Source organism: Desulfobacterales bacterium (assembly GCA_030066985.1).
GTDB lineage: Bacteria > Desulfobacterota > Desulfobacteria > Desulfobacterales > JAHEIW01 > JAHEIW01.
In genome coordinates this window covers 117,736-132,102 of the sequence record JASJAN010000002.1, presented here as the reverse complement: position 1 = coordinate 132,102, position 14,367 = coordinate 117,736, and the positions used below count along the sequence as shown (strand labels likewise).

The 14,367-nt window shown below is 47.0% G+C and carries 17 protein-coding genes; 4 read left to right on the top strand and 13 right to left on the bottom strand.

What is annotated here, in order from left to right; all coding sequences use genetic code 11:
* Nucleotides 1-7: 7 nt before the first annotated feature.
* Nucleotides 8-562 (bottom strand): XRE family transcriptional regulator, encoded by a 555-nt coding sequence (locus QNJ26_01420; protein ID MDJ0984173.1) that lies wholly within the window; start codon nucleotides 560-562, stop codon nucleotides 8-10.
* Nucleotides 563-666: 104 nt separating this feature from the next.
* Here QNJ26_01420 and QNJ26_01415 point away from each other — a divergent pair, with 104 nt between their 5' ends.
* Nucleotides 667-1,275, top strand: coding sequence for a LysE family transporter (locus QNJ26_01415; protein ID MDJ0984172.1), 609 nt, complete (start codon nucleotides 667-669; stop codon nucleotides 1,273-1,275).
* A gap of 78 nt (nucleotides 1,276-1,353) precedes the next feature.
* Here QNJ26_01415 and QNJ26_01410 read toward each other — a convergent pair whose 3' ends face one another.
* On the bottom strand, nucleotides 1,354-1,596 hold the full coding sequence (locus QNJ26_01410) for a hypothetical protein (protein MDJ0984171.1): 243 nt from the start codon (nucleotides 1,594-1,596) through the stop codon (nucleotides 1,354-1,356).
* Nucleotides 1,597-2,084: 488 nt separating this feature from the next.
* On the opposite strand from QNJ26_01410, the gene QNJ26_01405 reads away from it, so the two are divergent.
* Complete coding sequence (locus QNJ26_01405) at nucleotides 2,085-2,699, top strand: PilZ domain-containing protein (protein ID MDJ0984170.1); 615 nt, start codon at nucleotides 2,085-2,087, stop codon at nucleotides 2,697-2,699.
* Between the two features lie 54 nt (nucleotides 2,700-2,753).
* On the opposite strand, the gene QNJ26_01400 is transcribed toward QNJ26_01405, so the two are convergent.
* The 11 genes from QNJ26_01400 to QNJ26_01350 form a co-directional block, all read right to left on the bottom strand.
* Nucleotides 2,754-3,584, bottom strand: coding sequence for a mechanosensitive ion channel family protein (locus tag QNJ26_01400; protein MDJ0984169.1), 831 nt, complete (start codon nucleotides 3,582-3,584; stop codon nucleotides 2,754-2,756).
* Between the two features lie 334 nt (nucleotides 3,585-3,918).
* Entirely contained in the window at nucleotides 3,919-5,526 is a 1,608-nt protein-coding gene (locus QNJ26_01395) for a PAS domain S-box protein (GenBank protein ID MDJ0984168.1), read from the bottom strand.
* 178 nt (nucleotides 5,527-5,704) lie between these two features.
* Nucleotides 5,705-5,929 (bottom strand): hypothetical protein, encoded by a 225-nt coding sequence (locus QNJ26_01390; GenBank protein MDJ0984167.1) that lies wholly within the window; start codon nucleotides 5,927-5,929, stop codon nucleotides 5,705-5,707.
* A gap of 108 nt (nucleotides 5,930-6,037) precedes the next feature.
* Entirely contained in the window at nucleotides 6,038-6,283 is a 246-nt protein-coding gene (locus QNJ26_01385; protein MDJ0984166.1) for a hypothetical protein, read from the bottom strand.
* The gene (locus QNJ26_01380) at nucleotides 6,273-6,632 is read right to left on the bottom strand and encodes a hypothetical protein (GenBank protein MDJ0984165.1); all 360 of its coding nucleotides are present in this window, start codon (nucleotides 6,630-6,632) and stop codon (nucleotides 6,273-6,275) included. Before QNJ26_01380 ends, QNJ26_01385 begins: the two co-directional genes overlap by 11 nt.
* Nucleotides 6,633-6,689: 57 nt before the next feature.
* Nucleotides 6,690-7,085 carry a VOC family protein gene (locus QNJ26_01375; protein MDJ0984164.1) on the bottom strand — a complete coding sequence of 132 codons (396 nt, stop codon included), beginning with the start codon at nucleotides 7,083-7,085 and terminating at the stop codon, nucleotides 6,690-6,692.
* Nucleotides 7,086-7,335: 250 nt separating this feature from the next.
* Complete coding sequence (locus tag QNJ26_01370; GenBank protein MDJ0984163.1) at nucleotides 7,336-7,917, bottom strand: TetR family transcriptional regulator C-terminal domain-containing protein; 582 nt, start codon at nucleotides 7,915-7,917, stop codon at nucleotides 7,336-7,338.
* A 216-nt stretch (nucleotides 7,918-8,133) separates the two neighbouring features.
* Nucleotides 8,134-8,499, bottom strand: a complete 366-nt coding sequence (locus QNJ26_01365; protein MDJ0984162.1) for a hypothetical protein — start codon at nucleotides 8,497-8,499, stop codon at nucleotides 8,134-8,136.
* 709 nt (nucleotides 8,500-9,208) lie between these two features.
* Nucleotides 9,209-10,051, bottom strand: coding sequence for a LuxR C-terminal-related transcriptional regulator (locus QNJ26_01360; GenBank protein ID MDJ0984161.1), 843 nt, complete (start codon nucleotides 10,049-10,051; stop codon nucleotides 9,209-9,211).
* Between the two features lie 254 nt (nucleotides 10,052-10,305).
* Nucleotides 10,306-10,713: a hypothetical protein gene (locus tag QNJ26_01355; GenBank protein MDJ0984160.1), complete on the bottom strand. Its 408-nt coding sequence runs from the start codon at nucleotides 10,711-10,713 to the stop codon at nucleotides 10,306-10,308.
* Between the two features lie 136 nt (nucleotides 10,714-10,849).
* Complete coding sequence (locus QNJ26_01350) at nucleotides 10,850-11,899, bottom strand: hypothetical protein (protein MDJ0984159.1); 1,050 nt, start codon at nucleotides 11,897-11,899, stop codon at nucleotides 10,850-10,852.
* Nucleotides 11,900-12,285: 386 nt separating this feature from the next.
* Between QNJ26_01350 and QNJ26_01345 the strand changes: the two genes are divergently transcribed.
* The gene (locus QNJ26_01345; protein ID MDJ0984158.1) at nucleotides 12,286-13,077 is read left to right on the top strand and encodes an ABC transporter substrate-binding protein; all 792 of its coding nucleotides are present in this window, start codon (nucleotides 12,286-12,288) and stop codon (nucleotides 13,075-13,077) included.
* A gap of 111 nt (nucleotides 13,078-13,188) precedes the next feature.
* Complete coding sequence (locus QNJ26_01340) at nucleotides 13,189-14,331, top strand: M14 family metallopeptidase (GenBank protein MDJ0984157.1); 1,143 nt, start codon at nucleotides 13,189-13,191, stop codon at nucleotides 14,329-14,331.
* Nucleotides 14,332-14,367 lie beyond the last annotated feature (36 nt).

Here is a 14,367-nt window from a genome sequence, read left to right as displayed (position 1 = left end):
CATCTATTTATCCCAGGTAGCAGATCATCATAATGGCTGAAACCATCTTTTTACCTGCGCTGTAGTAGGTGTGCGGGCGATTGGCGACAAAGCGCATAAACTGGTTGGCTTTAGCCCTGTAGTGGTTATCATCAACCGTAACTTCAAGTTTACCACTCAGAACAAAAACATATTCTTCTACATTGCCCTCATGGGGCTCTCCCTCAAAGGTGGTCTTGGGTTCAATCTCGACATGGTAAATCTCAAATGCATGCTCCGGGTCAAACGGAACCATCGGAAACAGACGATAGCGTTTTGATTTTGCGGTCAATGGCCTTGATGCATTAAAGTCCATAATAGCCACTTCCGCAGGTCGTTTGCTGACAAGGGTTGTAAACGACAACCGCAATCCATTGGCAATTTTCCATATGGTGGCAATCGTAGGGCTCGAGCGACCCGTTTCAATTTGCCGCAGCATGCTTTTGCTGACCCCTGTTAAGTCCGCAAGCTGATCCAGGCTCAGGTTCCTTTTTTCTCGGATCTCCTTCAAATTGGCTGCAATGTTACTTTCTGTTTGTTTCATATAGCGCACACCTTGACAATATATTAAACATAATGTATGTTATAACGTACAATTGACTGTTAGATAGTATGACAATTTTCAGATATGGTCAAGGAGGTTTTCCGATGGCTATCGAGTTTATTCCGCTGGTTTCATTTGCAATGGTAACCACCTTTACACCGGGGCCTAACAATATTTCCAGCGCGTCCATGGGAGTTCTTTACGGGTACCGAGAAACGGTAAGGTATTTGACAGGGATTATGGTGGGTTTCTTTTTTATCATGCTTGTGTGTGCTTATGTGTCAAGTGCGCTGCTAAACACCATACCATCAGTAGAGCCGATCCTGCGGGTCATCGGCGCGGCCTATATATTATGGCTGGCCATTGGCACCGCCCGGGCAAGTTATGCCTTTGACCATTCTAATGTGAGGCCAATGGGATTTAAAAAGGGTTTTTTTCTCCAGACGCTGAATCCGAAAGTGGCGGTTTACGGCCTCACCCTTTATTCAACCTTTTTGTCATCTGTCGCTGGAAATTATTTTTTTCTGGCGGTGTTTGCCCTGCTGTTTGCCATTATTGCCTTCTGTGCCACTTCAACCTGGGCTTTTGGTGGGGCCGCAATCAGAAAGCATTTGCATCAGCCCAGATTAAGAATGCTGATCAATACGGTGCTTGTATTGCTTTTGCTCTACACCGCAATCGAGCTGTCTGGTATTACCGCACTCGGCGGATGAGCAAATACGCCTATTGACCATGTTCAGATTAAAAGTGTCTAAAATCCCGTTGATAGAACCAGCGATCAGTAAAGTTGATTAGCCCACAATGCGCAAAGCCAGATAAGGCACCAGGTTTAGCATGACAACCGCAGTTTTAAAAATGGCCATGCCGCTGTAGTGAATGGCATCAAATTTTTCGACAGAAATATTAAACCATCTACTGTGCAGGTTATACATCCAATCGTGGGCCCCGATGAAAAAAATAAGCCAAAAAAGCAACAAGCCCCAATTGATGACAGTGCTCCAGGCCAGCATGCCACGCACGATTTCAAGTGTCATTCTTTGTCCTCCTTTAGTCCATGGGTTTTAGCTTTAAAGGTATTTACGTTGTTTGACAGCTAAAACGCAAATGATTATTTTTTTTTAAGTAACGGAATGGCCCCGAATCCTGACGAAAGGAAACCCAAAGTCAGGAAGCGAGTCAAATCTCCAGGGGCGCATTCCGCAGCCGGGATGTCTGGGTTGGCAATGATATTATCTGCCAGCCCTTTTTTGTACTCGCCACTGATCTTATGGCCTCCTTTGCAAACCGCTTTATACCCGCTTGCCAATGCTTCAGACGATTGACCTGCTCAATAAGATGACCCGCGTACCTGCTAAATGCCCCAGATATTGGTTATTTCCCGCATTAATGACAAACTTGTTATCCCCGCATTTTATCTCAAATAGTATTAATATCAATAGCTTGTAAACTTTATCCTTGCAGCTCGGCACTCTGGCAGGAAATTTGCGTCGATTATTACCAAAACATGAACTGGAAAGATAAAATGTCGCGATATATTGAAAGAAGAGCTGGCGCACGCGTTGCGTTTAAGTCTCCGCTTAAAATAAAAAATTTAAAAAGCGGCACATTTAGCAATGCCCGTATGGTGAACTATTGCGACAACGGTCTCTATTTTGAATCCAACTGCACCTTGGCTGAAGGCGCCGAGATCATACTGGGTATTGAAAATTCGCCCTTTTCACATCATTCAGATGTCATTGACGTATATCGGACTAAAATTTTGTGGCGTAAACGGTCACAATCCAATTATTACAATTACGGCTACGGCGCCCTATTACTTTCGGAATCCACTGAAGCCATCAATGTCAACGCCAAGGTGGATATGAGAAAATACCCCAGATGGAGCTGTTGCCAATCGGTCTGCTTTTCTTCTCAAAGCCGACAGTATGATGGCGTAGTGAAAAATGTCTGCCCCGGTGGACTATTTATTGAAACCCCTGATGATTTGGCCGTAGGTCAAACCATAGAGTTGAAGATACGCGACCGCAAGACGGATAAGATAAAGGTGCTGATCGGTGAAATCGTGCGCACAGGATCAAGTGGTGTTGGCATCCAGCTAACAAAAGTTTGCGATGCGAATGCAAGGCAAGGCATGTGAGAACGAAACTGCCGGGGCATTTGGATCTTTCACGTGTTTTTTTTGAAGAGGTATTTAACCCTGATCTCCGGCTGCCATGTGAATGTCTCGCTGAGGAAAGGGGATTGTAATTCCAGCCTGGTCAAGCGCCTTATAAACAGCCAGATTGGCCTGATACAGCGTTTGAAAATATTGTTTGGTCGGCACCCAGTATCGTATGCCGATATTGACGCTGGAGTCGGCAAATTCCTCAATACCGATTTGGGGCGTCGGCTCGCTGACGATGTCGGGTATTGTCTGCAGCGCTTTTTGGATGGTATCGATGGCTTTTTGGGCATCATCGTCATAAGAGATCCCAATGCTGGCCTCAACGACCTTGTTTTCAAATGAGTTGATCAGAATCTCACCGACGATGTGCTTGTTGGGAATGGTGATTTGCTCTCCGTCTTCGGTGGACAGCCGGGTGGCAGCCAGGCCAACTTCTTCCACCACACCGCTGACACCCTGGATTTGGATGGTATCATTGACCACAAACGGTCGGGTAATGATAATGCTCAGACCGGCGCCGTAATTTGACAGCAGCCCTGCCAACGCCAAACTGGAGCCAAAAGCCACCGCACCGATCGCTGCAATAAATGGCGTCATGGTGATGCCGAATTTCCCCAGAACGATGATCAGTACAAATGCAATCAAGGTCAACCGCACAACATTTCCCAGAAAACGACTGAGGGTGATGTCCAGATGGCGGGATTCACAGACACGAACCACCATATTGGACAGCCAGCGTGCAATGATCAGACCGATGATCAGGATAATAATGGCATAGACGACCTGAAAACCATACTTAACGGCGAATTCTACGATGAGATCCATATATTTTTCGACCGCTTCCAATTCTTCCTTCATGGGGAACCTCCGGCCTCAAGTTGTTTTAACTTATACTGACCGCTCTCAGCGAGCTGTTTTATTTGAGCTATTCTGCCCATCCGTTGACGAAGGCGGAATGAATTATCAGCAGCACAGTCATGTATTGTCTGAATGCATTAGGGTGCGTTGCGAAAGACCAGTGAATAAACTCAAAGCAGCACATGGGCACAATGTTGCCCTTAGATTTTTCTGCTTATTTATATTTGATATCTGTTCTTTCGTTACGCCCCCTTATGCATGAGTTTGCATGATGCAGTCGCTGATGATTCATGTAGCTTTCTAATTGAGAAAATCCTGTTGCCACTAATTTTATTTAAGGCTTTTTAATCTTAATAATCACTAGTGTGATATCATCTTCAGTTTTTTGACCTTCGGTAAACTGATTGATTTCATTGTAAACCGCATTGAGAATATCATCGGCCCCTGCTGCGGCGTTTTGGCGAATGATCTCTTTAAAGCGCTGTTTGCCAAACATTGCACCATCTTTATTGAACGCTTCCCAGATGCCATCAGTGCCAATGGCGATAATTTGACCGTTTATCAACCCCTCATGTCGATTTTCAGCATATTTAAAAGTATCGTTGACGCCCAGCGCCATTCCGGTGCCTTTGAGCTCCTGGAAAGCGTCATTTTGCGGGTCATATAAAAGGGCCGGGTCATGGCCAGCGCGCACCCAATCGATGCGGTCTTCTTGCGGGTCAACGGTCAGATAAAACAGGGTCATAAAGCGTCCGGTCTCCAGGACATCCTGGGTCAGATGGCTGTTCATGGCGCCAACGATATCTGAAATGCTGCCGGGTTGAGAGGCGCGCATGCGCAGAAACGCGCGGGCTGATGTCATCAGCAGGGCTGAATCCACCCCGTGGCCGGTGATATCGCCTACCACGACACTGAAGGGGCCATCGGGATTTTCACGCCGCCACAGAAAGTCAAAATAGTCTCCGCCGATTTCATCGCAGGATACATTGCGGCCGGCCACATCCAGACCGTGCACATCCGGCTTGCTCTGGGGCAGCAGACTTTTTTGAACTTCTCCGGCCAGTGCGAGGGCTTTTTTATGCTCGGTCATATCGGTAACAAATGCCATATTTCCGATAACCTCTCCTTGATCATCCCTTAAGGTGCTGCCGTGAATCAAAATCGGTACATGCCGGCCGTCTTTGGCCACCACTGTTCCTTCAAATTCCCGATATTCCTTGGCCAGGATTTCTTCGCGATTGGCTAGCATGAATTGTCTGAAATCTTCAGAGGCCAAATCAAGCGGGGTTTTACCCAGGATTTCTTCCCGGGTATAACCGAGCATGCGACAGTAGGCCTCGTTGACGTCGATGATGGTCAAATCCTCGTCCATGAGGATAAAGCCCTCCCCGGCGGTCTCCACAATCCGACGAAACTTTTCTTCGCTTTTGCGCACTTCGTCTTCTGCCAGCTTGCGGCTGGTGATGTCTACCAGCAGCCCTTGATTAAAAATTTTATTGCCTTCGGCATCCCTTACCACCGAGGTCTGATCTTCTACCCAGCGGATTTGGCCGTCTTTAGTCCTGATACGGTAAAACTGGGTGTATTCTTCCGCATCTTCTTCTGCGTATTGCTGAATTTCCTCGGCAACGCGGTCCATGTCGTCGGGATAAACGATTTCACGGAATAAAATTTTTTCTTCGATAAAATCTTCGGGGGTATATCCCATTTGGCGTATGTTATCGGAAACATATACCAGACGCGGCTGTTCACCGGCCAACCGTCGAAAGAGAACCACAGGGCTGTTGTCGATGATCACTTTGGCCAGGCGCAATTCTTCTTCTGCACGGTCGTGCAATTTGCACTCTTGCTCAAAAGAATTCGCATTCTCTGTAATTTGCTTCTTAAGCGCTGCTAATTCATTAATGAGTTCATCTTTGGTTTTGTTTTTATCAGATGTCATTTTTTTACCGTTTATTTTAAATGAGCGTTGGCTTTAATTGGTTGGAAGTAATTTGTTTAAACTTATGACCGCTCGACTGGCAGGTCAACCTGCTGGGTAAAAATAAATATCAAGGTTGTCCCGTTGCCCCGTTTGCCCGTCAAATAAGGAAAAACCGACTGCATTTTTTAGATAGGTTTTAATATCCTCTTTTGAGTAATACTTCCGCCATATTTGCAAAACTCTTCGCGCTGGGTATGGCAAAACCCAGGGAATCGGCGATACGATCGATAATGTTAAACAAGACCGTGACATGAATGGCATCTTCAATGGCCGCATCACTGAGGCCTTCTGCCCGGAGTGGTTCCATATCGCCGGCCTCAATTTCATGCGGCGCCAGCGTCAGCTTTTCAATAAATGCCAATGCCGCCCGAAGTCGTCTGCTGATAGGGGCGTTGCGCCAGTCTTTTAAAACCGCTTGGCTGATATTTGCACCCAGTGCTTTTGACGCGACCGCGCCATGGGCGCCGGTTCAAAAAGCACACTGGTTTAATTTTGATACAAAAGCGGCAAATAGCTCGCGTTCACCCACCGACCATTGCGAGGGGCCGCGCATAACGGCATTCAGGTAACTGCCGTAGGGGTTCCCGAAATACTCCGGTCGATACCATACGGTGCGAAGCACATCTGGCGCGCGTTCACCGAGTTTAAAGCCCATCAGCCCCAGGACCAATTTTTTGGAGAGTTTCTGGCCGCTTTCAATTTTCTTAAGCCGCATCTTTGTCTCCCTTTAAGGCCGCCATGCCGGTTTCAAGCCTTGCGATGCCTGCCCCCAAAGCCGCGCTTACCGTCAACTCGAAAATGACATCTTCTGAATAGCCGGCATCTCGCAAGTCATTAACATCTGCATCGGTGACCTTGTATGCATGCCGGGCAATCTTGTCCACATAGGGTTCAAGCATTTCAGGCAATCGCAGGCTATTTGCCGGTACCCGATGGCAATGCGCAGCGACCTTTCGCGCCACCGCTCGTCGAAGCTGGGTATCGCTGTGTCCCGGGCCGCTGTAAACGCTGTCTACCAGGTTTTTTATCTTTTCTGCATATTGTGTTGGTTTGTTCGCTTTCATGATCATCCGTTTATTTGGATTAAAATTGAAATCTCTTTAACGTCTGTTTGAAGCTGTCTAATCCATATCCACATACGTGATTATAGAAATGGCCGCTCCCTGGGGATCCTGAAATACACACATGCGGCCGACGTTGGGGATATCCGTCAGGGGTATCACGATTTTGGCGCCGAGTTCCTCTGCTTTTTTAGCCGTAGCGTCCACATCATCAACCGTAACATAAACACCCCATTGCGGCGGCATTCCCGCAACAGCCGCAGGGATCGGCATGATACCCCCGAGGCCTTCTTCACCACTTTTTACAACCGTGTAGGTCATGTCTATATGCGTCATTTGCATCTTATCAACCGTCCAGCCGAACAACTCGACGTAAAATCGGGTCGCTGCCTCAGGGTCGTTTGTCATTAACTCACACCAGCTAAACGCACCATGTGTTTTAAATTTGTCTACCATGTTAGGCTCCTAAGGTTTGAACGGTTTTGGATTTATTAAAGTGAAGACAGTCTATTTCGTTATGATATAAATCAGTCGTTGGACCTTGAAAATTAGAGTGCTTTTAGCAACCGTTCATGAATTTCATTCTTAATATTGATATTGAGGGGGGGTTTTACAATCCCTGTAAAGCAAATAATAAGACGACCGGTCTAATTTTAACACCCTAAAGACGGTCAAGTTGTGTTGATTGTGGTTTCAAATCACAGGCTCATCTTTTTAAAATATGGTCAAATATAAAATTGCGGTGGTTTCTGAGCGGTTGCAGGCTTTGGTTCAGCTTCATTTGAATGATGGCGCCGTGCCAACTGGCGACAATAAAACTGGCTGTGTCTTTAATATCCAAATATTTTGATATCTTACCGTCTTTCTGGGCGGCGGATAAAAGCCGGCAATACGCATCGATCATCAACTCGACGGATTCATTTAGCTTTTTACGAAACGCTGGATCTAAATCCCCCATTTCCTGCGCCAGATTGCCAATCGGACAACCGCCGGCATAATTTTGGGATTCAAAATGCTTCATAAAGGCGCTTAAAAACTCATAGATCCGGTTCAGCGGTGAAATGGAAGTATCCTCCAAGATTTCGCTGGCAATCTGCATAAAGTGGGCTGAAAAATAGTCGATAATGTGAAGCCCAAAGTCATTTTTACTCTTGAAATAATTATAAAATGATCCTTTAGGCACACCGGCGGCGGTCAATATTTCCTGGATACCCGTGTGGTTGAATCCTTTGCGATGGATAATTTCGGCACCGGTTTCAATGATCCGGTCTCTGGTGTTTAACGCCATTTTATGAATCCCTTCAGATGGGTGATTAAATGAAGGTTTACGATTAAAAAATAGACCGGTCGTCTTTAATTGTCAAGTTTTTTGTAACCTTTTTCCATCATACTATCTGTTAGTATAAAAACTGATGTTGATTTTTGGGATTTAATAACTGCAAGCGTGTTGATGACATCAACACTTTGAGGTACTGGCGTTACAACCGATCAGCTAACATCCAGCTCAGATACGAATCCACTGTTTAGCCGATTGTAAATCTGAGAAAACCTTTATTTTGCGGGGTAGATCTTTAGCCAAATCAGCATACAAGGTGACCAAACTGTGCTGGACACCGGTTTGCGCAACGATGGCCGTTTTTTTACCTTTGGAATCTGGAGGATACAGCCTTACGACCATATCTTTGATACTGTACAAGTCGCTGTACATGATTTTCAATTGACCATCTCTAAACAGCCAAATATCATTCTTATTCTTGAATTCAGGCATTGAAAATAAATTGGAAATGCCCTCCATGATTTCCCAATAATCCATTCCGCTGGAGGATTCCATCAGGATGTAATTGTCAGTGTTGGTGATCTTCAATGGCATGGCAACTAATGTGCTTCCCGGATGGCCCTTTAAAGCTGGATTAATCCCACTTGCTTACATACTTTGTTTTGCATTCAGGGCATTCAACAATACATGACCGCTTTACCTGTGCTTTTGATCTCCCTGCCAACGGTTCAACTGAAACCGTTTCCAGCAGGGTGTTGCCACAGCACATTCCCAGGGGTTTGATAGGGCGCAAGGTATAGGCAAGACTGCGAAAGGCAGTAAGTGTAAGCTTTTTCTTCATAAGGTGTAGCGGGTACAGAAGGGGGGCTGGATCATAAGCATGAAGCCACAACACGATAAAGCGTGACTTGGACACAAATTGAACCCGGTGCTTAAAATAATGGGTGCACAAGAATGAATTCAATCCGGCGTGAATGTCCCCCCTGAACCCACTCAATGCCTGATGATCTGATTCTTCTTTGTGCACCCAAGAAAACGCTTGGCAAAAAGATCACGGGACGCGTTTGAATCAAGGATGACACTTGTATATGTTTGGTATCTGAAGAATCTAGTATTTCTAAAAGGGACTTTCAATTCCCTATGGTTGTCAGATTGCCCCTGAAGCGGAAAAGGCCAAACCGAACTTCAGGGGCGGCGGGTGGTAGGCTGCACAAAGATGCAACCTGAAATTATTATATAATAAATATCAGGGGAATCGCACAACCGAAAATAACCCCAGTAAAACTCTAGTATTAATTAGGGTTTAGCCGTGGGACATCAGATAGGTTCTCAGATTTGCTTTTCTGGTTTTTAATCCCAGTTTTTTGCGAATGTTGGTGCGATGAAACTCAATGGTCTTCAGGGAAAGGCTCATGATCGCAGCAATTTCTTTGTTGGTTTTTCCCTGTCTGACAAGGCCGGCAATTTGAATTTCCTGGGGGGTTAAATGGTAATAAATTGACGATAAATTACGTGCAAATGGTGAGATGATGTCGTTTAAATTTTTTCGAATAATGTCGATATAGTTTTTTTGCCTCTCATTCAGGCTGCCTCTTTGCAGCTTTTCCAGATAGGGCTCGATATTATTTTTTATATTGGAAAGCACGCTTTCTTCAAGTTCAGACTTGTCTTCCTCCCTTTTTTTGAGCAGCACGCGTAAGGCGGCATTGACTTCTTTAAGTTCTATTGATTTGGATTCCAATTCCTGCTGTTTTTTTTTGGAGAGCTTCAGGGCGGTTTTGCGTTTGGTGATGTCAACAAAAGCGCCAAACATTGCCAGGGGTTCACCGTTTTCATCTCGAATCAAATTGGCGCTGTATTCAACGTTGAATACCGTATTATCTTTTCGTTTTGCCAGGTCCTGTCCGGATGAATACCCCTTGCAATGCAGTTCTTCAATGGTCTGGCCGATGCGCTCCCCTTCCCAGAATTCGGGCAAAAACCGGCCCAGCATTTCCTCTCTGTTATTATACCGCCATAGCTTTACGGCAGATTCGTTGACATAAATTAACCTGCCTTCGAGATCCGTCATGCCAATCGCATTAATGGAGCACTCAACGGCCTTGCTCAGTAAAGTTAAATATTTATCTTTTTCAATGGGTCCCATCATCCACCGGTATATGGCGTGCGTGTTTGTGGAAATCAAGAAAAAGAGCAACTGCCGTCCAACGGTATTATCAATTAGTTCAACATACAGCTGATACGTAATAAAAATGATTACTATTGTCAATGATATTGGATTATTATGCTACATTGTGGTGGGGGATTCACCGGTGATGTTTTCAGACAGGACAAGAATGCAGGACTCAATATTTTTGGATGCCGTTTAACCTGAATCATTCAAGCGGTAAAAGTGCATGTCTATCTCCCCGTCCAGCGCAACCAGATGGCCGCGGTCCACCCCCAGATGGCATTAAAGACCACTACGAAAAGGGGTGTGAGCGCACCCAGCTCAAGACCCATGGCCCCTTTTTGGGCTTTCATGGGAAAAACGACGAACAGCTGAACCAGTGTTGGACCGAGACTGTAAATCAAACCACGGTACCAGATACTTGACTGCATCATGGGTAGCAGAAACAGTATTCCCCAAATTCCCCCCCATACCAATCGAGGATATAGCCATGCAGCCGATAGTTTGGGCGCAATTTTTACACCGGCCGTTGCCGTAATACCGAACTCTCCGGCAGCCCAAACTGCCAGGCTGTTGAGCAGAGCGCCCAGCACACCCGCGGCAAAGACCAAGCTTATTTTTCGGGCCAAATTCGTCATCTGGATCTCCCTTCTGTTTTTGCTGAGTTAACATAATCATCATTGCCGGTAAGTCCAAAAAAGGAGACTGCAATTGGAGTAAGATGGGAGGCGAGCGCGCTAAGAGGAACACCTGTGTGGGGATGATGGAACGCTTTCAGGGTCTGGAGGTCAGCAAATGCTCTAACTCACTGACATCGAGATAATGTGGATGGATGTCCGCTGTCTGCCCGACTTCATAGAGATCAGCTAAGCTTTCAAGCAGCTGGCGGTTGAAAAAATCCAATTCGCCGAAAGTCGACGGCCCCAAGGGGATGGCGGATTGCCCCGCCAGCTTATCGGCGTAATCCATTAATTTTTTACCAAACAGGGTGTAGAAATTATAATTATATTCCAGCGGTAGGACAGGATCAGACCCATCCAGCTGATGCTCGTAAAGCCGCTGAATCGGTTCGGTAAACTCATCGCTGATCCGATCCAGTACCTCAATCGCCTCCTGTTCATAGATACCAGTGCTCAGCGCACTCATGGCCTGCTGCAACGCATCAACCAGGGCAGATTCCCGGGTAAAAGGGGCGAGTGAAAATTTTACATCATACAGCGCATACGGTTGTTGCGCTTGAAATTGCTTTTTTTGGTATTTGATTTCATCGTGAAAGACACGCACATCCCGGATCAGCCTTCGGTGCAGTTTCAAGGCGCCGTCCAATTCCAGAAAATGGTCCAAATTGTCTTCATTATCTAATACTAGATTCTGAGCTTCAACGACCGCCGGCTCAAGCGTATCTTCCAAAATACCTCTGTATTTATTCTGCTGATACTGATCCCAGCGTTTTTTTTCGGCCAGCTTTTGACGATAGAGTTGGCGTATTTCAAAGCGCTCAGTTGCCAAGCCCGCAGGCAGGTCGATTTGAAGCATTGTCTGAAACGGGTCACAATTTTTGGCGGCATCTTTTAAGGCGATAATATTTTCTTCATATGCATCCAGATAGGTTTTTAAGTTTCTGTTCTGTTTCTTCAGGTGGGCGATGCTATGTTTTAAACGTTGATTCTCAATTTTCAGTTCAACATTTTCCGCGGTAAATTCCGGTTTGATGAGAAGCCATGCCTTTTCCCTTGTTCCGCCAACATTGAAAATGAACACGAGCGCAGCAATGAGAACTGCGCTCAAAGTGCATAAACCCCAAAATTTGGATTTTAGTGACATATTGATCCCTCTTTAAATTGATTCAACATATCAGAAAGCGTCGTCAGGTGAATTTTAGGAGAACGAACAGCGCGTGGGAGATGGAGATCCGGTCAGCACAACTGCTATTATTTATAGCATAAGATGTGGCTTGTTGTAAAATCCCTTTTCCCGTTTTGGAAAAGGCGGATCCTGCGATGCACCTGTGTTGCTCCACCATTTGCCGGACGGGTGCATGCGCATCCAAAGCCTTTTTCGTTTGACAGAAGCCTTCATTTTATTTATTTTCCATTGGTTGTTAAGTGAATGGCGTTCGTTGATTGATACTGGTATACTGACGGCTAACCGTCGCATTGTCACCGAAAACAATCCGCAGGCGGTTTAGCCAACATCAAAAAGGAGGAAATATGAAAAAACTTCTTGTTGTATTTGCCCTGATTGCACTGGTATTTGCGGCCGGAACCATCCAAGCCAAAGATTGGAAATTGGTGCGCATCGGCGTGGAAGGCGCTTACCCGCCATTCAGTTATACAACGGCCGACGGCAAACTGGAGGGATTTGACATCGACATTGCTCGAGCATTGGGCAAAGCCATGGGTGTTGAGATCAAGCTGGTGCCCCAGGACTGGGACGGGATCATTCCGGCCCTGCTGGCGCGCAAATATGATGCCATCATCGCCTCCATGTCCATTACCGAAGAGCGCAAGAAAAAAGTGGCTTTCACCAACAAGTACTATAACACGCCCGCCAGATTTGTGGTCAAAAAAGGCATCATGGAAGAATTTACGCGCGACCAGGTTGCAGAAGTCACCGCCGGCAAGAAGATCGGTGTCCAGCGCGCCACCATCCATGACAATTTTATTACCGACAATGGCGGCAAAGGTGTGGTGATCAAACGCTATGCCACCCAGGATGAGGCCTATATGGACCTGCGATCCGGGCGCGTCGACATGTTGCTGGCCGACAGCGTTGCGATTGACGGTGGCTTTCTCAAAAAACCCGAGGGCAAAGAGTACCATTTCATCGGGCCTCCTTTGACGGATAAAAAATGGTTCGGTGAAGGCTCTGGGATTGCCATCCGCAAGAAAGACACGGATCTGGTGGAAATGTTTAACAAGGCCATAGTGCAGATCCGGTCAGATGGCACCTATAAGGCCATCCAGGATAAATACTTTGATTTTGACGTGTACGGCGAATAAACTTATTTGCTCATCTAGTATTGTTTTCAAAAGGGGGAGTTCCACTCCCCCTTTTTATTAAATTGAATGCTTCTTTTGAAAAGAAATAAGCAGCACCGGAGCACAAGCGCTATGGGCACCAAAACCACAAAACAGTATACCCTGCCGGCTGCCAGTCTGGGAAATGCGCGCACTTTAAAGGCCATCCATTACGGGGATCAAAGCGCCGGGCGCAAAGCCTATATCCAGGCCGGCCTGCATGCCGACGAGGCCCCCGGCTTTGTCGTCATGCATCATCTGATCGATTTGTTTGATCAAGCCGATGCTGAAAACAACGTGGAGGGGCACCTTGTGCTCGTTCCGGTGGCCAATCCCATCGGCGTCAGCCAGTGGCGTGATGAGGCCCTGCACGGCCGTTTTGATTTTTTTAATAACATCAATTTTAACCGCCAGTATCCGGACATCGCAGCCCAGACCGCGGAGCAGGTCAAAGACCGCCTGGGAAGCTCAGCGGAGGATAATGTGGCCCTGATCCGCAAGACCGCCGCAGAAATCCTGGGCGGCATTTCCCCGCCGGATGAGGCGGCTGCCTTGAAGCGTCAGCTGCTAATGCTGTCGTTTGATGCCGATGTTGTGCTGGATCTACACTGCGACTACCAGGCCCTGATGCACGTTTACCTGGGCACGCCGCTGTGGCCGGAGGCCGCAGATCTATCCGCCCAGCTGGGCGCCGAAGTCACATTGCTGGCGGCAGATTCCGGTGTGACCCCCTATGACGAGGCTTGCAGCCGCATCTGGTGGCAGCTGGCCAAAAAATTTCCCGATCATCCCATCCCATCGGCCTGCCTGGCCGCTACGGTTGAGCTGCGCGGCATGGCCGATGTTTCCCATGCGCAGGGGCAGCAGGATGCGCAAAATATCTTCTGGTTTTTACAGAGAAGAGGGTTTATCAAAGGAGCGGCGCCCGGGGTGCCGCCTCTGCGAAATGAAGCAACGCCTCTACGGGCTGTAGAGCATCTGAAGGCAACGGCCCCGGGCGTGGTGGTTTTTTTAAAAGCACCCGGGGACCGCGTCGATAAGGGTGAACTGATCGCCGAGATCGTCAATCCACTGGCAGACGGGTCGGAAGATCGCATCACACCCGTAAAAAGCGCTGTCAGCGGGATCGTCTTTTCCATTAACACCGACCGCTATGCCCGGCCCGGCCGCATCCTGGCCAAGATTGCCGGCAAGGAGCCTATCAAAGATAAAGGTGGAAACCTGTTATCACCTTAACTTGCATGAAAATTAATGAGAGGTTCAATATAAATT